This window comes from bacterium, from assembly GCA_024228115.1.
In the GTDB taxonomy this organism is placed as follows: domain Bacteria; phylum Myxococcota_A; class UBA9160; order UBA9160; family UBA6930.
Genome location: JAAETT010000004.1, coordinates 1 through 21,155, shown reverse-complemented (window position 1 = coordinate 21,155; position 21,155 = coordinate 1). Strand labels below are relative to the sequence as shown.

Sequence of the window (21,155 nt, the reverse complement as noted above, 5' to 3'; positions counted from 1 at the left end):
GTGACAGTCTGTGCGGTAGTATCCGGCTTCATGAAGGGGCCCTTGTTGAGGGGAAACGCGTGTCGCAACACGTTTCTACCGCAACTGGGGCCTTCTTCAATTCAGGAACGCGACTTCTTCATGAATTATTCGGGTTAGGGGCCGCAGTTTGAGGCGGCTTCAAATGCCTCGGGGCCGACACCGCCAAGATGGCGGCGGCGTTGAAGTGGCTAAGTAGCAAGAGGGAGCGTAGACGTCCGGTAGGGGGTCAACGCGTCGACCGGCTGCGCGAGAGGGCAAGCGTGATCAAGCCCAATGGGTTGCACCCTTGGCGATGAGCCCTTGATCCCCCCATGGGGTACTTGTCAAGCGATCCCCCTATCGGACATGATCCCTTGTTGGAACTCCTGTCCCCGGTCCGGGCTTTCGCCAGACTGCGGTCGAATTCCTGTCGAAGCCCTCAGCGGGGTCGCTGGATCTCCCCCGTCATCGGGACGAAGCGCACGGGAAAGATCACCTCGCGCTCGAAGCCCGTTTCGCTCTTCGTAAGCACGACGAGTTGTTGGTTCCAGCGGCCGACGGGGACGACCAGGCGTCCGCGGACCGCGAGTTGCTCGATCAGAGGATTGGGCACCTCGGGCGGCGCGGCGGTTACGAGGATGGCGTCGAATGGGGCGGCGCCGGGCCAGCTTCTCGCCTTTGCGAACCCGGACCAAGACAATCTGCTCGAGGCACGGGTTCGAAGCTTCTGTTCGGGTATTCTCTACCGGTTCTACCAGGCAGAGGTGCACAGATTGAATTGGTACAGGATCAAGACCGCGTTCATCGGGCTGAAGCGTTTGGCCACGCTGCCCGAAGAAGACAAGCAAGCGTGTGTCGACGCGTATCGGTTCTTTCAGCGAATGCAGGCCGGTGAAGAGACAAAGACAGAGGACGAGACCAAGGCCGTTGCGGACTACTACAAGGTCCTGAACAACATGTTGTCGGTCTTCGATCTGGAAAAACTCTACATCCCTCCCCAGCTGGATGATTCCCTCGGCTTGTATGGGAATCAGCTGTTGTGCGAGCAGGCCGTGTTGAAGGAGATGGATCTCGAGAAGCCCGACAAGTCCCATCTGTTGGATATGGGATGCGGGAGAGGGAGGATCTCGCACTACTTCGCCACGATGACCGGTGGCCAGGTGTCCGGCTACAACATTGACCCGAATCAGGTCGAAAACGCGATCGACTGGGCGGCGGAATGTGGAATGAGCGATCGGCTCCACTTCAAGGTGGGCGATCACCACAAGCCGCTCGAGTACGAGTCGGAGAGCTTCGACGGGTGTTTTTCCTTCCAAGCCGTCTGGCCCTTCTTCAAGAAGGAGGAGCTGGATGCTTGCGCGGAGGAGATGTACCGCGTAATGAAGCCCGGTTCTCGGTACGCCTGTTCTGAGTACTTGTTGAGCCCGTATTTCGATTGGAACAACGAAGAGCACTCAGCGCTTCACAAGACCTACCTTCCGACGCTGGCAGCCACCCAATCGATGTACCCGGCCGATGTCTGTGCGGCTTTGGAAAGGGCCGGATTCGAAATTCTCATTTCGGCACCGTCGAAGAGCGAAGCCTGGCCGCTATGCGAGCAGAAACGCGATTTGATCCTCAACGGGCGAAGAGTGGTCCGGGCCCTCGAGGCGATCCGCGTCCTGCCGCCCTGGGTCGAAGAATCGCTGGATCTACTTCAAACGGGTGGCCAGGCCTGGACGGATGCAGAGAAAGCCAAGATTGCGGACTTGAACTGGCGAATCGTCGCGGAGAAGCACTGACTCCCAGCCGCGGAACGCTCCGGATCGCAGGCGGGCTCAGGTAGGACCGTTGGCCGCGATCTCTTCCAGGGCGTCCACGTCGATGATGGTCACGCGCCCGACCTCGCCCGCAATCACGCCCTCCTGCTCGAAGCGGCGCACCACGCGGATCGCTGTCTCCACCGTCGTGCCCGCCGCCTCGGCGAGCGCGCGCCGCGTGACTTCTGCTTTGCCCCCTCGCGAGGCGCGTAGCAATGCCTGAGCCAGCCGGGTTCGGGCCGGATCGTGAGCGACCGAGCGGAGCCGCTCGTGGGCATCGTGCAGGCGCCGCGACGCAACCACGAGGATCTCGATGGCTGCGGCGGGCACTTCCGCCACCAGTTTCAGCATGACACGGCGAGGGATGATCCAGGCGGTTCCTTCGATCACCACCTCGGCGCTGGCCGTGTAGCAATCCTGATCCAGGGCCGATACGGCGCCAAACATCTCGCCGGGGCGCAGGATCTCGAGCGTCATCAGGCGCCCGTTGGCTGACGCTTTGTAGAGGCGGACCTCGCCCTGCTTCACCACCCAGAGGTAGTCAGCGGGTTCCCCCTCCAGAAAGAGGACGCGCCCGCGCTCGAGCTTCTTTTCGAGGACCGTATGGCCCACGCTGGCGCGGCGCTCAGGTCCCAGGGCGCGGAAGAATTCCGCCTGCTCGAGGTCGATATCGCGGTTTGCGTGCACTCAGCCGCTTTCTGGATGGCCAATTTCTACGTAGGGTATGTTCCGGATCATATCGGATCCGGGGCCACTGGGTGAACATTGGGGGTGCGGCGCAGTTGGGAAACGGCGATCAGCAGGGAGGCTCCTCCATGCGCGACTCCATCGTGGCAGCCCATCGCTCGCTCGACGGCCTGTTCGAGAGCACTCGGCGGTCTCTCGAGGAGGGACTCGGTGCGCCTGCGATCGATGCCTTTTGTCGGCTGCGCGAGGCGCTCGAAGCCCACTTCGAGCAAGAGGATCGTCTCTACTATCCCCCGATCGCGGCGTTACGGCCCGAGGCCCGCAGGTCCGTCGAGGAATTTGCCGCGGCTCATCACGTCTTCCGCAAGAAGTTTGGCGAGATCGGAGGGCTGCTCGAGAGGAATTGCCTGGATGAGGCCGGTCGGGTATTCGGAGCGTTCGCCAGGATGTTCGCCATACACGAGGCCGCAGAGGAGAAGCTCGTCGCAGAGTTGGATCGGGACGTCTTGGCAGCGCGCTAGTTCGGGTATCGAGCCAGTCTCTTCGGAGAGGCAACCCACGAGAGATCTGTCCCTCCGAGCATGCCCCTCGTCCTATCCCGGGAGTAGAAATATCTGCTCCCCTTGCGTCGGAAACCGGACCGCTTGCCGGTAGGCTGGGAGGCCTCATGCCCAATCCCGGAATCGTCAGGCGCTGGTTTCACCACGTTCAGGCAGCCGCGGTGATCGCCCTGATCGCCACCGACTGGATGATCGGTGACCCGGACCTTCGTGGCCGGTTCATCGGCGGTTACGGCCGGGAGATCCTGGAAGCCCACCTCTGGGTGGGATGGGCTCTGCTCGCCGCACCCGTATTCGCTCTCAGCCTGGCCGCCCGACCCCTCCTGCGGGACGCGGCGCGTCGGCTGGGGCCGCCGGATCCCTTCTGGACGTGGCGCAAAGTTCACCTCGCAATGATCGTGGTGCTCTCGGTTGCCCTATCCGCCAGCGGCGTGTTGCTCTGGGCCGATCTCGACCTGCCTCGCGGCTGGCTCGATGCAACCCTCACGATTCATCTGTTCGGGACCTGGGCCCTTGCGGCTTCGATCCCGCTGCACCTCTTCAAGGCGCGAGGCAAGATGGCAGCGCGTGCGGGTGAACTGCTCGGTCGCACCCCGCCGCCCCTCCACACCGATCACGAGGGAAACGCCATGGACCTCGACGTCGAGTAGAACGGCGCTCAGGCCGGGTGGCATCGTGCTCGTCCACGACTTCATGGTCGACGAAGAACTCGATGGCCTGTAGCTCCCGCCCCTCTGGGCGTTTCAGCAGCGCCTTCACTCCCATCTGGCGGGACCGGTGAGAGGTGGGCGAACCTCCGTACGTGAAGGGCAGGCTCGATACTGAGATCGGCTGGTGCCTCGCGTCTGTCACCGGGCCGATGGTCGATTGAGCGCGACGGGCCAGCGTCCGCTTCCGGCCTGGTACGACGACGCCAAGCTGGGCGTGTTCGTTCACTGGGGGCCCTATTCGGTACCGGGCTGGGCTCCGCTTTCCGGGGATATCCAGGAGATCTTCGCGAGCAAGGGGCCTCGCCACTACTTTGCGCACAATCCCTACGCGGAGTGGTACGTGAACAGCGTGCGGATCCCGGGCAGTCCCACCTGGCGTCATCATCGTGAAGTCTACGGAGAGGCGGCCTCCTACGCGGACCTGGGCGCCCGCTTCGACGAGCACGCCGCCGGCTTCGATCCGGATTCCTGGGCGAGACTCTTCGCGAGAGCCGGTGCGCGCTATGTCGTGCTGACGGCCAAGCACATGGACGGTTTCGCGTTGTGGCCGAGTGCACAGACGACGAACCGAGGAGGCTCCCAACCCGGTCGGGGCTGGGGAACGACGAAAGACCTCGTTGGGGGCGTGACCGCGGCAGTACGGGAAGCCGGCATGAAGATGGGCCTCTACTACTGCGGCGGCTTCGACGCGAGCTTCGAAGGCCGGGTGATTCGGACCCTCGGCGACTGCGTGCTGGCGGTTCCGCGATCGGCGGAGTACGCGGACTACGCGGAGGCGCAAGTGCGCGAGTTGGTGGAGCGCTACCGCCCGGCGGTGCTGTGGAACGATGTGGCATTTCCCGCTTCAGTGGATCTCGACGCGCTGCTGTCCACCTACTACGCCGCGGTTCCCGATGGCGTTGCCAATGATCGTTGGGCCCAATTCTCTCTGCCGCGGCCGGGGACACTCGCCAACCGCTTCGTGTCCGCGCTGCTGCATCATGGGGACCGGCTGTGGCCGCTGCTTCCCCGGCGGCATCGACGCTTCGGCTTTCCTGCCGCTGCTCACGGCGATTTCCGAACCCCCGAATACGACACGCCCGCGGCGGCGGGCGAGCGCAAGTGGGAGCTGGCGCGCGGGCTCGGGAATTCCTTCAGCTTCAACCGGGAGGAGGGCGACTCGGAGACGCTCTCCCTGGAGGCGCTGGTTCATCTGCTGGTCGATGTGGTGAGCAAGAACGGGAACCTGCTGATCGGCGTGGGTCCCAGGGCCGACGGAACGATTCCCGATCGACAATCCGAGCGTCTCGAGGGCCTGGGGGCATGGCTCGACGTCCATGGCGAGGCCATCTTCGAGACGCGGCCCTGGAAGCTCGCCGCGTCTCGGACCGAGGACGGGAGAGCGATTCGCTTCACGAGCAAAGACGGGGTGGTCTTCGCGACGCTGCTCTCGGTAGCCCGCTCCGGGCAGGTCGCGCTGCCCATCGAACTCGCGGCGGGAAGCGAGGTCGGCATGCTGGGGCGTACGGCCCCCCTCCAGTGGGAGCCCTCCGCGTACGGCGCGACCGTCACGATTCCGGCCGAGGCCGTGACCAGCGATGTCGCCTGGAGTCTCCGAATCACTCCTGAGCCCCTGCCGGTTTCCTAGCCCATCCGCCGCCCCGGGCGGTGGCTCGAAATCGTTGACCGGCCGGGCTCTTGCAGTAGAGTCGCCGGGTTACGTGGTACTCGGATGGATCCCACCTTCCGGTCCCAGATCGGGATGCCCCTCGGGGCCAACAAAAAAGGGATGCGAGTTCCCGCCGTGAATCGGTAGGGGAGTTGCAACGTCAGATCAGAGCAGTTTTCCTCGCGGAGGCGAGGGCCGACGGTCGGAACCGAAGTGGCCGGCCGATCATTCGAAGAAATGCGAAAGGAGTGTTCGAGATGCGAATCGTCCGGAACCCGTTGTGGGTGGTAGTGGCATTGAGCGTAGGCGCGTGGTTGTTCGCGGGAGCCGCAACCGCAGCGGATTGCTCCGGCCAGGGCGCCGATGGCTCGACGTACGAGGGCCGAAGCTTCGAAGGCCAGGTCAAGTCGAACAAGAAGAACGCCAAGGTCGTCGTGAGCCTGAAGCCGAAGAAGAAGGAGAAGATGCGCGAGATCACGATCCGTCAGGGAGGCGAACCGATTCCGTTCGCCGCTCACCCCCAGGCGATCGTCACCGGCACGAAGAACGCCGTGGGCAAGATCAAGACGGGCGATTGGATCCGAATCTGCGGCCCCCGCTCTGCGATGGCGACGCCGCGCTGGGCCTTTGCGATCGAGGTCTTCGAGAAAGAGGACGTCGCTGAAGACGTCGATTAGTCGGGTCTTCGCGCTCCCAGGATGAGCCGAGGCCCCGATCCCGCCACTCGATGGGCGGGATCGGGGCCGATCCTGCCGAATGCGCGATACGCCGGGCGCAGCGTCCCGAGTGACTCAGTCCGCCTCGTTCTGCACGATGATCTTGTACGCGCGAGGCGGTTCGTCGTCGAACTTCCAGCACACGCTGACGAGCATGTTCTTCTGGAGTTGCTTCCAGTTCGTTGCCGGCTCTTTGCGGTCACGCCGATCGACGATCGCCAGGCGCCTGGCTTGCGTGAACGTGACCTTGTCGTCCTTCTTGTTCTGCACCGTGAGGGCAGCCTTCTCGAGCTTCACGATCCGCCCCCTGAATGTGCGCATCCCCTTGCATTCGGCATCGGCGGGAGCTGCCGAGAAGAAGAGCACTGCGGCCACCGCCACGCTCAGCAGCCGGCCGGCTCGTTGGGTCTTTCGCATTGGATGTCGCTCTCCTGAAGGTCCGTTCCGCTGCCCAGCCAGAGCATGGTCCAACCTTAGGACGATCGGACCCTTCCAGCGATTCACAGGGTAGGACTTCCTGCTCCCGGGTCTCGGGCCGCGGCGATCGCTACTCTCTCTGCCTCATGCCCGACGCACAGCCGCTGCTGCGGCCGGACCAATTCGATCGCTACCGCCGGCACCTGAACCTTCCTGAGTTCGGGGTGGAGGGGCAGCGGCGTCTGCTCGAAAGCCGGGTCCTGCTGATCGGCGCAGGTGGGCTGGGTTGCCCGCTGGCCCAATACCTTGCGGCCGCAGGCGTCGGCACCCTGGGGCTTGCGGATTTCGACGTGGTCGAGCCCTCCAACCTGCAGCGTCAGGTGCTCTTCGGCACAGCCGATGTGGGCCGGCTCAAGGTGGAGGTGGCTCGCGAGCGCATCCAGGCGATGAACCGGGACGTCACCGTCCATACGATCACCGAGCGCGTTACCTCGCAGAACGCCCTCGAGTTGTTCCAGGACTACGATGTGATCGTGGACGGCACGGACAATTTCCCCACCCGTTATCTCTCGAGCGATGCCTGCGTGTTGTTGGGTAAACCCACGGTCTACGGAGCGATTCTTCGTTTCGAAGGCCAGGCTTCGACTTTCGATGCCAGCCGAGGCCCGTGCTACCGCTGCTTGTTTCCCGAACCGCCTCCGCCGGGTTCGGTGCCCTCTTGTGCCGAGGGCGGCGTGCTCGGGATCCTGCCCGGGGTCATCGCGATGATCCAGGCGACCGAGACGTTGAAGTTGCTCACGGGCATCGGTGAGCCCCTGATCGGGCGCATCCTCACCTACGACGCGCTCGCGATGGGTTTTCAGGAGTACCGCCTGAAGAAGGATCCGGATTGTCCGATCTGCGGGACGAATCCGACGCTGACGGAGTTGATCGACTACGAGGGATTCTGCGGCGTTCCGGGGGCGACCGAGGAGAGTGTGGTGAAAGAGATTTCGGCAACCGATGTGAAGCGCAGGCTGGCTGCCGATGAGGGCTTCTTGTTGCTGGACGTTCGCAACCCGGACGAGTGGGAGACAGCGCGTATCGAGGGAGCCACCTTGATTCCCCTGGGAGAGCTGGAGAATCGGCTCGCCGAGCTCTTGGATTGGAAGGATCGACCCATCGTCGCGCATTGCCACCATGGTGGGCGCAGCGCCCAGGCTTGCGAGATCCTGGCGAGGGCAGGCTTCAGTGATTTGACCAACCTGGTTGGCGGGATCGAGGCCTGGTCCTTGACGGTCGACCCCGAGATTGCGCGGTACTGAGATGGCCACTCGAATTCCGGATCCGTTGAAACGACGCCACCTGGTCGAGGGTGATACCGATGGGGCCAAGGCGCTCGCGTTGGCGGAAGCCTATCTCGAGGAAGGCCGGCAGCAGGAATCCATCGTCTTCCTGGTGAAGGCGGGTGCCACGGAACAGCTCGATCGCTTGCTCGAGGAAGCGGTGGAGGCCGGGGACGCCTTTCTCGTGCGGCAGGTGGCGGAGGCACTCGAACGGACACTTCCTGCGGCGACCTGGGCTCGGGTGGAGGCGCAAGCGCGCAAGCTCGGCAAGGATCGCTACGCTTCGGAGGCAAGCCGCCAAGCTGGGCGGGGCGAAGACTGAGGACTTCTGGCATGGCGATACGTTGTCTCGTGGTACGAGGGCTCGTAAAAGAGGTCGAGGAGGACATCAACAAATTCCTCGCCTCTGCCGAGGTAAATGTCCTCCACATGGCTCAGAGTGAGACCGGCGAGTACCTGAGCGTCACGATGATCTACGACGAGCTCTCGACGGGCGCCTGACTCCTGGCGTGGACTTCCCCGACGTGGGGTACCCTCCGCGCGTGCCCGCTGCGAATCCCCGTTGCCTCGACGAGTTGGCCGAATGGTTGAGGGTGCACTTCGATCCGAATGCATCCGGTGATCTGACCGCCGTCGCGCTACTCGATCTCCGTGGGACGGGGGGTGGTTCCCTTGTCCTTCGGTTCGAACCGGGCCGGGCGGAGATCGGCTCGGGAACCGTTGCAGACCCGGATGTCCTTCTGCAGGTCGATGCGGGAGATTTCTATTCGATGTTGTCCGGCACCACCAGCCCGGATGTGTTGCACATGCAGGGGCGTCTCGAGGTCGAGGGGAATCTCGGCGTCGCAATGAAGCTCCGCAGCTTGTTTCCTGCGCGCTGATCGTCATGGACGTACCCGCGATTCGTATCGAGAATGCCCGGACCCACAACCTCCGGAACGCCTCGTGCACGATTCCCCTCTACAGCCTCACGGTGGTGAGCGGCGTTTCGGGCTCGGGAAAATCGAGCCTGGCCTTCGATACCCTCTATGCCGAAGGGCAGCGGCGCTATGTCGCGTCGCTCTCGACCTACGCGCGCCAGTTCCTGGAGCGTCTTCCCAGGCCGGATGTCGACCTGGTGAGCAACCTGCCACCAGCGATCGCGATCGAACAGCACAACTCGGTCACGAATGCCCGCTCCACGGTGGGAACGGCGACGGAGATCCTCGATCACCTGCGCCTCTTGTACGCCAAGATCGGCGAAACCACGTGCTGTGGTGCACGGGTTGAAGCCGGCACGGTGCAGAGCTGGACGGAGCGTCTGCTCGAACGATTCTCAGGGCAGCGGGGAAGCCTGGCGATCGCCCTCCGCTCCGAGGAGCAGGCAGCAGATCTTCGCGAGCGCCTCGGCCGCGAGGGCTGGACCCGGCTGCTCGATCGGGCCGGGAATCGGTTCGAGTTGGATGATGTCGATGACGCGCGTCTCGACCGGGAGCGGAAGGATCTGCTTTCGGTCGTGGATCGTCTGGCGATCGGTGAGAAGGGTCGTAGCCGCATCGCGGAAGCTCTCGCAGCGGCATTGGGGCGGGGCTTCGGCGAAGCGATCTTCGTTCCCGAGGGCGGCGACATCGTTGCCGTTCGCGAGGGCTTCGTCTGCGAAGCCTGCGGGCGCCGCCATCCCACACCGGAACCGGCACTCTTCTCCTTCAACAGCCCGCTCGGAGCCTGCAGTACGTGTCAGGGGTTCGGTCGTGTGGCGGCCCTCGATCTCGAGAAGGTCGTGCCCGATCCGGGCGTCAGCCTGAAGAGTGGCGCGATCGCACCATTCGCAACCCCGAGCGGACGCAGCTGCCAACGCGATCTGTTGCGCGCATGCCCCGCAGCCGGCGTCGACCCCAGCCGCACCTGGCGGCAGTTGGGAGCCCGGCAGCGTGCCTGGGTGATCGAGGGGGATGACGATTGGTACGGCATCCGGGGCTACTTCGAGTACCTGGAATCCCGGCGCTACAAGGTGCAGGCGCGAATCGCCATCGCCCGCTACCGGAAATACGATCCTTGCCCGGAGTGCGAGGGGCACCGGCTGCGTCGCGAGGCGCTCGAGGTCGTCGTTGGGGAGCGTCACCTGGGCGAAGTATCGAAGCTCACGATCGAGGAGCTGGCGGCATGGCTAGGCGCGCTGGAACTCGAGGCCGGTCGGAAGGAGCGGGGTGAACGGCTCCTCGCGCTGTTGGAAGCTCGTGTCGAGACAGCGCTCGAGGTGGGCCTCGGCTATCTGAGCCTGGCGCGCCAGATGCGCACGCTATCGGGAGGCGAGGCCCAACGCATTCAGCTCGCGACGGCGCTCGGCGGCGGCCTCACCTCGGCGCTCTATGTTCTGGACGAGCCCTCGGTCGGTCTGCATCCGCGGGATGTCGGCAGGTTGCTCGGCGTGATGCGCTCGATCCGCGACCAGGGCAACACGTTGGTCGTCGTCGAGCACGCGCCGGAGATCGTCTCCGCCGCAGACCATCTGGTCGATCTGGGCCCCGGCGCCGGCCGGGAAGGCGGGCAGGTCGTCGCGGAGGGGACGGTCGAAGAGGTCGCCGCCCGAAGCGACTCGCCGACGAGCCGGCTGCTGGCCGGCGAGTTGAAGCTCGAGAGGCGTTTCCGACCCGATGCCAATGGCGCGCTGCGGATCGAGGGCGCCAGCGCCCAGAATCTCAGGGACGTCGATGTCAGCATCCCGCTGGGGCAACTGGTTGCGGTGACCGGGGTGAGCGGAGCGGGAAAATCGACCCTGATTCGCTCCGTGTTGGTCGGACAACTCCGCAAGGAGAGCGAGCGCGGCCCCTGCGAGAAGATTCTCGGAGCCGACCGCATCTCCGAGGTCGTGGTGGTCGAGCCGACGCCGCCGGGCCGAAGTGCACGATCGAATCCGGCGACGGTCTCGAAGGCGTTCGATGGCATCCGGAAACGCTTCGCCAAGGCGGCTGCAGCGAAACGCCGTGGTTTGGCTCCGGGTTGGTTCTCGTTCAATGTGCCCGGCGGCCGCTGCGAGCCCTGCGAAGGCAGCGGCGAGACGGTGGTCGACATGCAGTTCCTCGAGGATGTGCGCATCCCATGCGAGCATTGCGACGGTACCCGCTACAAGCCCGAGGTTCGCGAGATCACGGTGAACGGCCTCTCGATCGTCGATGTGCTGGCGCTTCCTGTTCGGGAGGCGAGGGAACTTTTTGCCGCGGAGAAGACGATCGGGCCGCGGCTCGAGCCGCTGTGCCGGGTCGGCCTGGGTTATCTCACCCTCGCGCAACCGCTTTCGACCTTGTCTGGAGGCGAACTCCAACGCCTTCGGATCGCTCAGGCCCTGGCCGCGGGAACGCCGGGTGCTCTCTACGTGATGGATGAGCCCACGACGGGTCTGCACGTCTCAGAGATCCAGGTGCTCGTCTCCTGCCTCGACGCACTTCTCGATGCAGGCGCCAGCGTGGTGCTGATCGAGCACAACCTGGATGTGATCCGCGTTGCCGACTGGATCATCGATCTGGGCCCCGAGGGCGGACCGGGCGGCGGCCGGATCCTCGCGGAAGGGCCCCCCGCAGCGATTGCCAAGGTGAAGAAGTCATTCACCGGAGCGGCGCTCCGGGGAGAGCATGGATGATGTCTCCGAGCCCTTCGATAAGATCGCTGGAACCATGTCGGACCGCGCCGTACCGCCCGTTGACATCCATCCCGAAGAATTCTTCACGCGATGGGTGCCGGCTTCGGTTGCCGCGGACGAGAGCCGTCGGCGTCGACTGGCACGAACCGAAGCGGTGCTCGAGTTCATCCTCACGGATCACGAGCAGGGCATCTACCACCTGAGGGTCACCCAGGGCGTGGTCGTGGGTGTCGTGGGTGAGGCCCCGGCGCCGGACCTACGCGTCCGTCTGGATATCGAGACCTGGCAAAGCCTGAACGCCGGCAATCTCTCCGCGCCGGAGGCTTTCCGAAAACGTCGGGTGCGTCTCGAGGGCGATTTCAAGCTCGCCCTCAAGCTTCACCTGATCCTGGGGTAGGCGGAGAGGGCTAGCCGTCCTCGATCCGTTTGGCCGGGTGTTTGCGGGCATCCCGACGGCGGCTGAAGATGCGCTTGTCGTGCACCTTCCGCAGCTGGTGTTCGAGTTTATGCAGTGCCAGATCGGCGACCTGCGTGGCCTTCTCTCCCTTTGCGTGGGTGGCCGCCTCGGTGTGCTTGCCTGTGGCGTGGGCGCTCGCCGCGTGCCCCGGGCCGTCCGGAGCCAGGGTGATTTCGAGGTGGGTGAGTTCCGGGAACTCATCCACAACCGATTGGCAGCGCTCCTCCAATCTGCGACGTGCGTCGTCCGAGAGGTCCGTTTCCTTGACGTGCAAATCCACGCGTCCGTTCGCCATGAGTCCCCCGTGTTCGTTCAAACCGAGTTTACCATGCGATGGTTCGGCATTCGCTTCGCCCATCCGTAGAAATGGCGAAAATTGTGGAATTGCCGGAGAGGTGCGCACTGCAGAAGCGGATGGAGTTCGAGCTCGCAGAACGCCAGGTTGGCGGAAGCGGACGGGAATCGAACCCGCCGAAACCGTGTCGCCACGATTTCCACCGGATTTGAAGTCCGGGCGAGGCACCAGCACTCGATACGCTTCCAGGCCGAGAAGATAGAGAAAACGGTTTTCCCTCGCGCGGATCGCGTTACACTTGGTGTGGGCCTACCGGGGGGTGGCAGTGTACTCGCGGGCGGATACCGCCAAGATCCTGCGTGTGTCGTCGGAACGACTGCGCTACTGGGAGCGTACGGATCTCGTGCGCCGTTCCGCGGATGCGGACGGTCGCAGCGTGTTTGCCTTCGAAGACCTCCTGCAGGTGCGTTCGCTGCTGACACTCGTCGAAGAAGGCGTTTCGGTGCGCCGCATCCGCCGCAGTCTGTTGGCTCTCCAGAATCGCCTGCCGGAGCTCGAACGCCCGTTGCACGCGCTGCGCCTTTCTACCGCCGGAGCTGGCCGGGTGGCGGTTCGCGATGGCGATGCGTTGATGGAACCGGATGGACAGCTCGCCATCGATTTCGACGCTTCATCGAAGGCAGAGATGCGGCCGACGCCTCTCGGAGGGGAGGGCGACGAGAAGGCCGGAGCGCTGGCGTGGTTCGAACGCGGCTGCGAACTCGACGCCGAGCCGAAACGCCTGCGGGAAGCCATCGAAGCCTATCGCCAGGCGATCACCCTCGATCCGGATTTCGCGGATGCTCACTGCAACCTGGGCACTTTGTACTTCAATCACGGAGATCGCGATCAGGCGCGCCATTGGTACGCGGCCGCATTGGAGCGAGAGCCTTCGCATCTGGAGGCCCACTTCAACCTGGCGAATCTCTGCGAGGAAGAGGGGCGTCGGGAATCGGCCGTGCACCACTACAAAGCGGCGCTTCAAGCCGATCCGTTCTTTTCCGATGCCCACCTGAACCTGGCCCTGCTGTATGAAAAGCTCGAGCTGAACCGGAAGGCTCGCGAGCATTGGCGGCGCTACTTGCAACAGGTGCCCGATGGCAACTGGTCCGAGATCGCCCGGCAGAGGGTGGACGAGTAGGGAGCCACCAGGGGGCGCGAGCCCGGCCAGGCTAACGCTCGGCTTTGCCCGTTTCCGGGACGATCCGGAAGGTTCGACGGTCGATCACGTCGTCATCGAGGTAGGCCTCGACGCGCCAGATACCGTGGTAGGAGAGGCGATCGGGGCTGAGTTCGAGTTCGGAGCGTGCGTGGGGGCGCCGGATGCTTGCGGCCGGCTCATCCTGGGCGACGCCGCCGCGGGGGTCGGTCCAGCGTACGGTGATTTCTTCGCGACGGCTGACGTAGTCTTCCTCGATCCACGCCCACCAGACCACCCGCTCGTCACGGGCACTGAAGAGCTGGCGCGAACGGCCGGCCGGTGTGTCGGCGGCTGGGGTCTCGGCGCCATCGGAGATCCCGGAGTTGCCGACGACGGGAAAGATCATCCGTCGCGCCGCTTCCCGGGCACGTTTGGGGAGGTTGCCACGGCCTCCGAAGCGGCGGGCCGCTTGTTCGAGGAAGAAGGTGGCCTGGACCCTCTCGCCCAGTCTCCTGTGGGCCAGGCCCAGGTAGTAGTAGTTGAGGGCGACGTCCGGATCGAGCAGCAGGGCGCGTCGAAAGGCCGGAATGGCTTCGGCGGGCCGATCCGCTTTTGCGAGAAGCTCGCCGCGTCGGAAGGGGATTCGCGGATCGGCCGGATAGCGGGCCTCGGCGTTGGTGAGCGTGCGGAGCGCTGCTTCCGTGTCGCCTGACTTTGCCTCGAGGCCCGCCGTCGCGAGCAGCGGGTCGGCCTTGGCATTGCGGGCGCCAACGACCTCCTTGAGTTCATTCCGTCGCAATTCGATGATGCGCGCGAGGCGATACTGCGTGGCGCGAAATGCGCGCTCGAGGCCGGGCGGCTTCTTCCCCGTGATGGTGAGTTTCTCTGCGCGCTGGGCACCGACCTCGATGCGGCTCTCGACGGCCGGATGGCTGTAGAGGTAGGGGGGAATCTCGATGCCGGGATCGTGCTGGTCGGAGAGGACCCGCTCGAAGAAGCGGACCGCTCCCTGCGGGTCGTAACCGCCCCGCGCCATGAAGGTGGCTCCGAGGTTGTCGGCTTCGGCTTCGAGTTCGCGGGTGTATTGGAGCTGCAAGGCCACGTTCACGCCCTGGGCGATCAGCAAGGGCTCCGCCTGTCCGGTAGCGACGGTGGCCAGCACCCCGGCCAGTTGGGCGAGCAGGCCGGGAATGGCCGCGGCTTCCGCCTGCCGCGCGTAGTGGTGGGCCTTCACGTGCGCGATTTCGTGGGCCATCACACCCGCCAACTCGTCCAGGTTGCCTGCTTGGAGAATGGTGCCGCTATGGAAATAGATCGCGCCTCCCGGCAGGGCGAAGGCGTTCAGCGAGGGGTCGACGAGGACGCGGAAGCGATAGGTGAAGGGTTGCTCACCGAGGGTTGCGACCAGGGATTGGCCCAGGTCGTTCAGCATGGAGAGGACCAGGGCGTCTTCGATCAGCACCAGGTTGTCCTGGAGCTGGATGTCCACTTCGTAGCCGAGCTTGCGCTCGTCCTGGATGCTGACCTTGCCGAAATCCGAAAGCGGGTTCCGGCTGCCGTCGTTCTGGATGCAGGCGACGAGCACGAGGCTCGCGACGATCGCTAGAAGGCGTCCTGCTGTGGCCATCCGCCAGGGGTCAGGAAGCGTCCGGCGGCTGCCATCGAAGGATGGGCTTTCGGGCGGCTCGGGTTTCGTCGAGTCGGGTCAGGCGCGTCCGCTCCGGCGCGTGGCGCAGGGCCTCCGGATCGTCGTGGGCCTCGCGGGCGATCTCGATCATCGTATCGGCGAAGCGATCGAGGCCCTCCCGGTCCTCGCTCTCGGTGGGTTCGATCATCAAGGCGCCCGCGACGATCAAGGGAAAGTAGATCGTCGGCGGGTGGTAGCCGTGGTCGATCAAGCGCTTGGCGACGTCCAGCGTGGTGATGCCCGTGTCCGCCAGGCCTCGATCCGAGAGCACGCATTCGTGCATGACCGTGCCCGGGAACGGCACGTGGTAGTGCTCCCGCAGACGCTCCAGGAGGTAGTTCGCATTCAGCACGGCCATTTCGGCGCAACGCCTCAAACCGTCGGCCCCGAGGGAGAGGATGTATGCGTAGGCCCGCACCATCATGCCGACATTGCCGTGGTTGCCGTGCATGCGGCCGATCGTCTGGGGGCGATTCTCGTCCCAGCGGTACGCGCCCGCTTCTGTGCGCTCCACCACGGGTACGGGAAGGAAAGGCACGAGTGCATCTACGACGCCGACCGGCCCGGCGCCCGGCCCGCCTCCGCCATGGGGCGTCGAGAAGGTCTTGTGCAGGTTGAAATGCATGACGTCGATGCCCATGTCGCCGGGCCGGGAGAGGCCGAGCAGGGCATTCAGATTGGCGCCGTCGCCGTAGACCATGCCTCCACCGGAGTGGACGATCTCGGAGATACGCGCGATATGCGTCTCGAAGAGCCCAAGCGTGTTCGGGTTGGTCACCATCAGGGCGGCGATTTCGTCGGTCATGGCCGCTTCGACGGCCTCGGGATGCAGGAGGCCGTCGTCGCCCGAGGGTACGGCCACCACGTCGTAGCCGTTCAGGGCCGCACTGGCCGGGTTCGTGCCATGGGCGGAATCCGGGATCAGCACCTTGCGTCGGCGGGTATCGCCGCGGCTCTCGTGGTAGGCGCGGATCATCATCACACCTGCCAGCTCGCCCTGGGCGCCCGCTGCAGGTTGCAGCGAGACCCGGGCCATGCCGCTGACCGTCGCAAGCAGGTTCTCGAGCTCGAACATGAGTTCGAGCAGGCCTTGCACCTCCTCGACCGGCGCATGCGGATGGGCGAGCGCCAGGCCGGGAAAGCGTGCGATCTGCTCGTTCAGCTTCGGGTTGTATTTCATCGTGCACGAGCCGAGCGGGTAGAGGCCCAGATCGACCGCTGCATTCCAGGTGGAGAGGCGTGTGAAGTGCCGAACCACGTCCGGTTCGGAGAGTTCGGGAAGCGTCGCGGGCTCCGTTCGAAGTGCGTCACCGAGGAGCGCCTCGGCGTCCACCTCGGGCACGTCGAGGGGCGGAAGATCGACGCCCCGTCGGCCCGGGCGGCTGCGTTCGAAGACCAGGGGTTCTTCGTAGGAGATCCCGCGCGTGGCGTTGCTCATGCGGGCGCTCCCGACAATGCAGCGGCCAACCGATCGATGCCCTCTCGGCTGCAGAGCTCCGTTGCGCAAACGAGCACAGCCGGGCCGAGCTGGGGGCGGAAGCGCGTCAGGTCGAGCCCGCCGGTCACCTTGGCCTCTCTGGCGCGGGCCAATGCTGCTGAAGGCGTGTCGGGCACGCGCACGACGAATTCATTGAAGGTGGGCGCGGAGAAGGGCAGTTCGAGACCGGCTTCTTGCAGCTTTCGTTTGGCGTATTCGGCCTTGGCCAGGTTCTGCAGGGCCACCTCGCGCAGGCCCGCCTTTCCCATCAGCGAGAGGTAGATCGTGGCCATGGTCAGGCAGAGGCCCTGGTTGGTGCAGATGTTCGAGGTCGCCCGCTCCCGGCGGATGTGCTGCTCGCGGGTCGAGAGCGTGAGCACGAAACCTCGCTTGCCTCGGGCGTCGACGGTCTCGCCGACCAGGCGTCCCGGCAGCTGGCGAACGTGCTTCATGCGGGCGGCCAGGAAACCCAGATGAGGGCCCCCGAAACCGACGGGCACGCCGAAACTCTGGGCTTCGCCGCAGACGATGTCGGCCCCCCAATCGCCCGGTGGGCGAAGTAGCGGAAGCGAAAGAGCCTCGCCGACGGTCGCCACCAACAGTGCGCCGGCGGCGTGCACCGTCTCCCCGAACGCACCGAGTTCCTCAATGCAGCCGAGAAAGTTGGGCTGCTGCACGATCACACAGGCGACGTCGTCGGCCACCACGGCGCCCGCCGTGCGTCCATCGTCGCCGAGGGGAAGCGCATCGATCCGTGCACCGAGCCCTCCCAGGTAGGTCGCCAGCACGTGAAGGGTATGGGGATGAACGCCATCGGATACCAGGATGCGCTCGCGACGGGTGACCCGCATGGCCATCAGCGCGGCCTCGGCCGTGGCCGAGGCGCCGTCGTACATGGAGGCGTTGGCCACCTCGAGGCCCGTCAGGGAAGCCATCATCGTCTGCCACTCGAAGATGGTTTGCAGCGTGCCCTGGCTGATCTCCGGCTGGTAGGGCGTGTAGGAGGTCGTGATCTCCGCCCGGGAGATCAGTGCATCGACCGCGCTGGGTACGAAATGGGCGTAGGTTCCGGCGCCGAGGAACCAGGCGTCTCCGCCGCTCTGCGTGTTGGCCGCTGCAAGCTCGCCGAGCCGTTTTTGCACCTCGAGCTCACTCTGGCCCGAGGGGACGTCGAGCACGCCTTTGAAGCGCAACTCTTCCGGGATCACATGGAAGAGGGCATCCACATCCGGTTGCCCGACCACGGCGAGCATCTCCCGGATGTCGTCGTCGGTATGGGGGATGTAGCGCACGCTAGGTGCTCTGAGGGAGCGCGATCCAGCTCATGCTAGGTGCTTTGATCCTCGCGATCCTTGATGTGCTGGAGGTATCCCGCACGATCGAACAAGCCCTCGACCTCGCTGGGGTCGGCCACGGAGAGCACGAGCATCCAGCCTTCGCCGTAGCAATCGTCGTTGACGGCCTCGGGCGTCTCCGCGAGGGCCGGATTGATTTCCAGGACCTCGCCGGAAATGGGCGCGTAGAGATCGGCCACGGTCTTCACCGATTCGATCACGCCCAGCGGCTCACCCTTTTCGAGGAGGCGGCCGACCTCGGGCAGTTCGACGAAGACGACATCTCCCAGCTGCTGCTGGGCATAGTCGGAGATGCCGATCGTGACGCCCTTGGCTTCGCTGCGCACCCACTCGTCTTCCGCCGAGTAGCGCAGATCGTCGCGAATATCGTAGTCGCCCACGTTGTCGGAATCCTTCCTGGCAGCGCTCGGCTGCTCAGCTTACGAATGGTGTTTCGATCACCCGGGCCGCTACGGGCTTGTCACGAACGACGATGTCGAACTCCTGGCCGGGCTCGGCCAGCGCGGGCGGAACGTAGCCAAGGCCGATGGATTTTCCGAGCGTCGGAGAAGGGCCGCCCGACGTGACGGCGCCCACGGTTTCGCCCTGCTTGGCGATCGGATAGCCGGCTCGGGCGATGCCGCGCCCCACCATCTCGAAGCCTGTGAGGAGGCGCTTCGGCCCCGCCTCCGCGCAGCGGCGAACCGCCTCGGCGCCGATGAAACCGCCGGCCTCGAGCTTCACGAAGCGGTCGAGCCGGGCCTCGAGGGGCGACGTCGAATCGTCGAGTTCGTGGCCGTAGAGGGGCAGGGCGGCCTCCAGGCGGAGGGTGTCTCGGGCACCCAGGCCGCAAGGGCGGGCGCCTGCATCCGTCAGGGCCTGCCACAGGCCCAAGGCGGCTGCGGCGGGTGCGTAGATCTCGAAGCCATCGGAACCGGTGTAGCCCGTGCGGGAGAGGAGCACCTTTCCGCCGGCCAGTTCCGCGTCCACGAATCGGAAGCGGCGCATCCCGTCGAGCGGGGCGGCACCGAGCTTGGAGAGGATCGCTGCGCTGGCCGGCCCCTGAAGGGCGAGCAGCGCGGTTTCGGTGCTCCGGTTGCGCACTCCGGCGGCTTCCGATGCGTGCCGAACGCACCACCGGTAGTCCTTCTCGACGTTGGCCGCGTTGACGCAGAGAAAGACGGAATCTTCGGCCGTTCGATAGACCGTCACGTCATCGACGACGCCGCCTTCCTCATTGCACAACAGGCCGTAGCGCACGCGCCCCACGCGCAGGCTCGCTACGTGGCAGGTGACCAGCCGTTCGACCGTCGCCACTGCCTCGGGCCCGGTGAAGTGGATCTGGCCCATATGGGAGACGTCGAAGAGCCCGGCCGTCTGACGGACGGCCGCGTGCTCTTCCTTGATCGAATCGTATTGCACCGGCATATCGAAGCCGGCAAAGGGGACCATCCGGGCGCCGAGTGCGACGTGCGCCTCATGGAGCGGGGTGCGTTGCAGGCCCGTCAACTTCCGTTCCGGGCACGGTAGGCGCGCAGGGTATTGTGCAGAAGCATCGTGATGGTCATGGGGCCGACGCCTCTCCGATGAGGTGTCACCAGCGCAGCGATCCCCTGGACACCTTCGAAGTCCACATCACCGACGAGCACACCGTCTACATCGCTGACACCCACGTCGATGACTGCCGCGCCGGGTCGGATCCAATCCGGTTGGACCATGCGCGGTCGGCCTGTTGCGGCGATCAGGATGTCTGCGCTGCGGCAGACCCCCGCCAGATCACGGGTGCGGGAGTGGCACATCGTGACGGTGGCGTTGCGTCGTTGCAGGAGCAGGGAGATCGGCTTTCCGACGATCATGCTTCGTCCGATGACGACGGCGTGGGCACCCTCGATCTCGATTCCGTGGTGATCCAGGATCTCGAGGATGCCGAGGGGAGTGCATGAGAAGAGCCCGTCCTCGCCCATCACGAGTCGCCCCGCATTGATGGTGCCGACCCCGTCGACATCCTTGGCCGGATCGATCGCCTCGGCGATTCGGTTCGCCTGCATCTGGGGCGGCACCGGGAGTTGAACGAGAATGCCATCCACATGGTCGTCGGCGTTCAGGTCGGCCAGGAGCTCGAGCAGCGCCTCCTGCGTGGTGTCTTCCGGCAAGTGGTGCTCGATCGACTCCATGCCGATGCGTTTCGCCGCACGGCGCTTGCCCTTGATGTACGAGGCGCTGGCCGGATCGTCGCCCACCCGGATGACGCAGAGGCAGGGGCCGCGCTCTCCATTGGCGGTGAGCTTTTCGATTTCATCGCCCATTTCCTTGCGGAGCTTCTGGGCGAGAGCCAGGCCGTCGACGACGACGGTCTCGTTGGACACGGGGGAGTCCCTCCTGGGTGAAGAACTGCGGAGATCCGGGGGCACCGGGCGCCGTGCGACGGAGCGAAATTCCGTCCCTGCGCCCCTGGCCGGAACGGGCAGGAGAGTACCAACCGGTGAGGCGTCAGGCTGCGCTCTTGCCCTTCTTGGAGCCGCCTTTTCCGCTGCTCTTTCCGCCACTCTTGCCGCCGCCCTTGGACTTGCCGTCCTTCTTGGGCTTCTTGTCGGACTTGTCCTCGCTCTTGCCGTCAGAGCTTTCTGCAGCCGAGTCGTCCTTGCCGCCGTCCTCTTTCTTGGCCGGCTTGTTCGACGCGTAGAGATCGTTGTACCAACCGCTCCCCTTCAGGACGAACGCCGTTTGGGAAATCAGACGCTTGGACTTCATGGCGCCGCACTCGGGGCACTTCTTCAGCGGGTTCTCGGTGATCCGCTGTTCCCGCGAGAACTCATGGCCGCAGCCCTTGCACTGGTAGTCGTAGAGCGGCATGCAGTTTCCTCAGCAGGGTCAGGTGTTCCGCGTCGCGGGGCTCGCTGGCAGGCGGCCCAAGGCCACCGGCAGGCTGCATGAGCCCGCCAGGAGACAGCGTATGCCCGCCGGAGGGGAGGTGGGTAGCCGACTCACGAAGCCCCTGCCAGCTCACGGAAGCGCTGTTCGAGCGGCTCCGAAGGGCCCTCGATGCGCGCCCGTTTTCGCCGATGTCGCGAGCCCGGGTCGAGCTCCACCTGTCGCTTCGCCACCCCGAAGGTGTAGACGCTCACTCAGAAGCGTAGAAATCTGATCATTTGGCCGGGGGGCGACGCAGCCCGCCGTTCCGGATTCCGATTCAGATCTTCCGGGTCGAAAGGTCCTTGACCCAGGGCGAACGCCCTCCCGGCTCGAC

General features: G+C 65.1%; 24 protein-coding genes and 1 tRNA gene. 12 read left to right on the top strand and 13 right to left on the bottom strand.

Annotation, left to right across the window (positions count from 1 at the left end; translation table 11 throughout):
* Positions 1-439: 439 nt before the first annotated feature.
* Positions 440-739, bottom strand: coding sequence for a hypothetical protein (locus GY937_00190; protein ID MCP5055124.1), 300 nt, complete (start codon positions 737-739; stop codon positions 440-442).
* A gap of 34 nt (positions 740-773) precedes the next feature.
* On the opposite strand from GY937_00190, the gene GY937_00185 reads away from it, so the two are divergent.
* On the top strand, positions 774-1,781 hold the full coding sequence (locus GY937_00185; protein MCP5055123.1) for a class I SAM-dependent methyltransferase: 1,008 nt from the start codon (positions 774-776) through the stop codon (positions 1,779-1,781).
* Between the two features lie 36 nt (positions 1,782-1,817).
* Here the strand turns inward: GY937_00185 and GY937_00180 are convergent, their stop codons facing one another.
* Complete coding sequence (locus GY937_00180) at positions 1,818-2,486, bottom strand: Crp/Fnr family transcriptional regulator (GenBank protein MCP5055122.1); 669 nt, start codon at positions 2,484-2,486, stop codon at positions 1,818-1,820.
* Positions 2,487-2,614: 128 nt separating this feature from the next.
* Between GY937_00180 and GY937_00175 the strand changes: the two genes are divergently transcribed.
* The 4 genes from GY937_00175 to GY937_00160 all read left to right on the top strand — a co-directional run bounded on the left by GY937_00175 (position 2,615) and on the right by GY937_00160 (position 6,081).
* A complete protein-coding gene (locus tag GY937_00175) occupies positions 2,615-3,007 on the top strand; it encodes a hemerythrin domain-containing protein (GenBank protein ID MCP5055121.1) in 393 nt (130 codons plus the stop codon).
* A 146-nt stretch (positions 3,008-3,153) separates the two neighbouring features.
* On the top strand, positions 3,154-3,696 hold the full coding sequence (locus GY937_00170) for a cytochrome b/b6 domain-containing protein (protein ID MCP5055120.1): 543 nt from the start codon (positions 3,154-3,156) through the stop codon (positions 3,694-3,696).
* A 184-nt stretch (positions 3,697-3,880) separates the two neighbouring features.
* Entirely contained in the window at positions 3,881-5,383 is a 1,503-nt protein-coding gene (locus GY937_00165) for an alpha-L-fucosidase (protein ID MCP5055119.1), read from the top strand.
* A gap of 278 nt (positions 5,384-5,661) precedes the next feature.
* Positions 5,662-6,081, top strand: a complete 420-nt coding sequence (locus GY937_00160) for a hypothetical protein (protein ID MCP5055118.1) — start codon at positions 5,662-5,664, stop codon at positions 6,079-6,081.
* 114 nt (positions 6,082-6,195) lie between these two features.
* Here the strand turns inward: GY937_00160 and GY937_00155 are convergent, their stop codons facing one another.
* Positions 6,196-6,537: a hypothetical protein gene (locus GY937_00155; protein MCP5055117.1), complete on the bottom strand. Its 342-nt coding sequence runs from the start codon at positions 6,535-6,537 to the stop codon at positions 6,196-6,198.
* A 146-nt stretch (positions 6,538-6,683) separates the two neighbouring features.
* Between GY937_00155 and moeB the strand changes: the two genes are divergently transcribed.
* Genes moeB through GY937_00125 form a run of 6 tightly spaced genes read left to right on the top strand, consistent with a single transcriptional unit; the run spans position 6,684 to position 11,875 of the window.
* Positions 6,684-7,841 carry a molybdopterin-synthase adenylyltransferase MoeB gene (moeB, locus tag GY937_00150; GenBank protein ID MCP5055116.1) on the top strand — a complete coding sequence of 386 codons (1,158 nt, stop codon included), beginning with the start codon at positions 6,684-6,686 and terminating at the stop codon, positions 7,839-7,841.
* Position 7,842: 1 nt separating this feature from the next.
* Positions 7,843-8,184, top strand: a complete 342-nt coding sequence (locus GY937_00145; protein MCP5055115.1) for a hypothetical protein — start codon at positions 7,843-7,845, stop codon at positions 8,182-8,184.
* 11 nt (positions 8,185-8,195) lie between these two features.
* A complete protein-coding gene (locus GY937_00140; protein ID MCP5055114.1) occupies positions 8,196-8,363 on the top strand; it encodes a hypothetical protein in 168 nt (55 codons plus the stop codon).
* Positions 8,364-8,404: 41 nt separating this feature from the next.
* Complete coding sequence (locus GY937_00135) at positions 8,405-8,743, top strand: SCP2 sterol-binding domain-containing protein (protein ID MCP5055113.1); 339 nt, start codon at positions 8,405-8,407, stop codon at positions 8,741-8,743.
* A 5-nt stretch (positions 8,744-8,748) separates the two neighbouring features.
* On the top strand, positions 8,749-11,478 hold the full coding sequence (gene uvrA, locus GY937_00130) for an excinuclease ABC subunit UvrA (GenBank protein ID MCP5055112.1): 2,730 nt from the start codon (positions 8,749-8,751) through the stop codon (positions 11,476-11,478).
* A complete protein-coding gene (locus tag GY937_00125) occupies positions 11,471-11,875 on the top strand; it encodes an SCP2 sterol-binding domain-containing protein (GenBank protein ID MCP5055111.1) in 405 nt (134 codons plus the stop codon). The genes uvrA and GY937_00125 overlap by 8 nt, the downstream gene beginning before the upstream one ends.
* A gap of 10 nt (positions 11,876-11,885) precedes the next feature.
* Here the strand turns inward: GY937_00125 and GY937_00120 are convergent, their stop codons facing one another.
* Together GY937_00120 and GY937_00115 are read right to left on the bottom strand one after the other, a co-directional pair.
* Complete coding sequence (locus tag GY937_00120) at positions 11,886-12,230, bottom strand: HPF/RaiA family ribosome-associated protein (protein ID MCP5055110.1); 345 nt, start codon at positions 12,228-12,230, stop codon at positions 11,886-11,888.
* A gap of 148 nt (positions 12,231-12,378) precedes the next feature.
* A tRNA-Sec gene (locus tag GY937_00115) sits at positions 12,379-12,477 on the bottom strand.
* A 72-nt stretch (positions 12,478-12,549) separates the two neighbouring features.
* Here GY937_00115 and GY937_00110 point away from each other — a divergent pair.
* Positions 12,550-13,410: a tetratricopeptide repeat protein gene (locus tag GY937_00110; GenBank protein MCP5055109.1), complete on the top strand. Its 861-nt coding sequence runs from the start codon at positions 12,550-12,552 to the stop codon at positions 13,408-13,410.
* A gap of 31 nt (positions 13,411-13,441) precedes the next feature.
* On the opposite strand, the gene GY937_00105 is transcribed toward GY937_00110, so the two are convergent.
* The 8 genes from GY937_00105 to GY937_00070 form a co-directional block, all read right to left on the bottom strand.
* Positions 13,442-15,037, bottom strand: a complete 1,596-nt coding sequence (locus GY937_00105; GenBank protein MCP5055108.1) for a M48 family metalloprotease — start codon at positions 15,035-15,037, stop codon at positions 13,442-13,444.
* A gap of 10 nt (positions 15,038-15,047) precedes the next feature.
* A complete protein-coding gene (locus GY937_00100) occupies positions 15,048-16,514 on the bottom strand; it encodes a glycine dehydrogenase subunit 2 (protein MCP5055107.1) in 1,467 nt (488 codons plus the stop codon).
* A gap of 17 nt (positions 16,515-16,531) precedes the next feature.
* On the bottom strand, positions 16,532-17,866 hold the full coding sequence (locus GY937_00095) for an aminomethyl-transferring glycine dehydrogenase subunit GcvPA (protein MCP5055106.1): 1,335 nt from the start codon (positions 17,864-17,866) through the stop codon (positions 16,532-16,534).
* A 35-nt stretch (positions 17,867-17,901) separates the two neighbouring features.
* Entirely contained in the window at positions 17,902-18,309 is a 408-nt protein-coding gene (gene gcvH / locus GY937_00090; protein MCP5055105.1) for a glycine cleavage system protein GcvH, read from the bottom strand.
* A 34-nt stretch (positions 18,310-18,343) separates the two neighbouring features.
* Positions 18,344-19,408 (bottom strand): glycine cleavage system aminomethyltransferase GcvT, encoded by a 1,065-nt coding sequence (gcvT, locus tag GY937_00085; GenBank protein ID MCP5055104.1) that lies wholly within the window; start codon positions 19,406-19,408, stop codon positions 18,344-18,346.
* A gap of 5 nt (positions 19,409-19,413) precedes the next feature.
* Positions 19,414-20,214 (bottom strand): bifunctional methylenetetrahydrofolate dehydrogenase/methenyltetrahydrofolate cyclohydrolase FolD, encoded by an 801-nt coding sequence (gene folD, locus GY937_00080; protein ID MCP5055103.1) that lies wholly within the window; start codon positions 20,212-20,214, stop codon positions 19,414-19,416.
* 184 nt (positions 20,215-20,398) lie between these two features.
* Positions 20,399-20,761: a zinc ribbon domain-containing protein gene (locus GY937_00075; protein MCP5055102.1), complete on the bottom strand. Its 363-nt coding sequence runs from the start codon at positions 20,759-20,761 to the stop codon at positions 20,399-20,401.
* A gap of 131 nt (positions 20,762-20,892) precedes the next feature.
* Positions 20,893-21,033 (bottom strand): hypothetical protein, encoded by a 141-nt coding sequence (locus GY937_00070; protein ID MCP5055101.1) that lies wholly within the window; start codon positions 21,031-21,033, stop codon positions 20,893-20,895.
* Between the last annotated feature and the right edge of the window lie 122 nt (positions 21,034-21,155).

Coding starts and splice junctions, on each gene's coding strand:
- GY937_00175 (MCP5055121.1), top strand. CDS start 2,615: ATGCGCGACTCCATCGTGGCAGCCCATCGCTCGCTCGACGGCCTGTTC.
- GY937_00125 (MCP5055111.1), top strand. CDS start 11,471: ATGGATGATGTCTCCGAGCCCTTCGATAAGATCGCTGGAACCATGTCG.
- GY937_00075 (MCP5055102.1), bottom strand. CDS start 20,761: ATGCCGCTCTACGACTACCAGTGCAAGGGCTGCGGCCATGAGTTCTCG.
- uvrA (MCP5055112.1), top strand. CDS start 8,749: ATGGACGTACCCGCGATTCGTATCGAGAATGCCCGGACCCACAACCTC.
- GY937_00145 (MCP5055115.1), top strand. CDS start 7,843: ATGGCCACTCGAATTCCGGATCCGTTGAAACGACGCCACCTGGTCGAG.
- GY937_00105 (MCP5055108.1), bottom strand. CDS start 15,037: ATGGCCACAGCAGGACGCCTTCTAGCGATCGTCGCGAGCCTCGTGCTC.
- GY937_00170 (MCP5055120.1), top strand. CDS start 3,154: ATGCCCAATCCCGGAATCGTCAGGCGCTGGTTTCACCACGTTCAGGCA.
- GY937_00155 (MCP5055117.1), bottom strand. CDS start 6,537: ATGCGAAAGACCCAACGAGCCGGCCGGCTGCTGAGCGTGGCGGTGGCC.
- GY937_00140 (MCP5055114.1), top strand. CDS start 8,196: ATGGCGATACGTTGTCTCGTGGTACGAGGGCTCGTAAAAGAGGTCGAG.
- GY937_00160 (MCP5055118.1), top strand. CDS start 5,662: ATGCGAATCGTCCGGAACCCGTTGTGGGTGGTAGTGGCATTGAGCGTA.
- folD (MCP5055103.1), bottom strand. CDS start 20,214: ATGGGCGATGAAATCGAAAAGCTCACCGCCAATGGAGAGCGCGGCCCC.
- moeB (MCP5055116.1), top strand. CDS start 6,684: ATGCCCGACGCACAGCCGCTGCTGCGGCCGGACCAATTCGATCGCTAC.
- GY937_00120 (MCP5055110.1), bottom strand. CDS start 12,230: ATGGCGAACGGACGCGTGGATTTGCACGTCAAGGAAACGGACCTCTCG.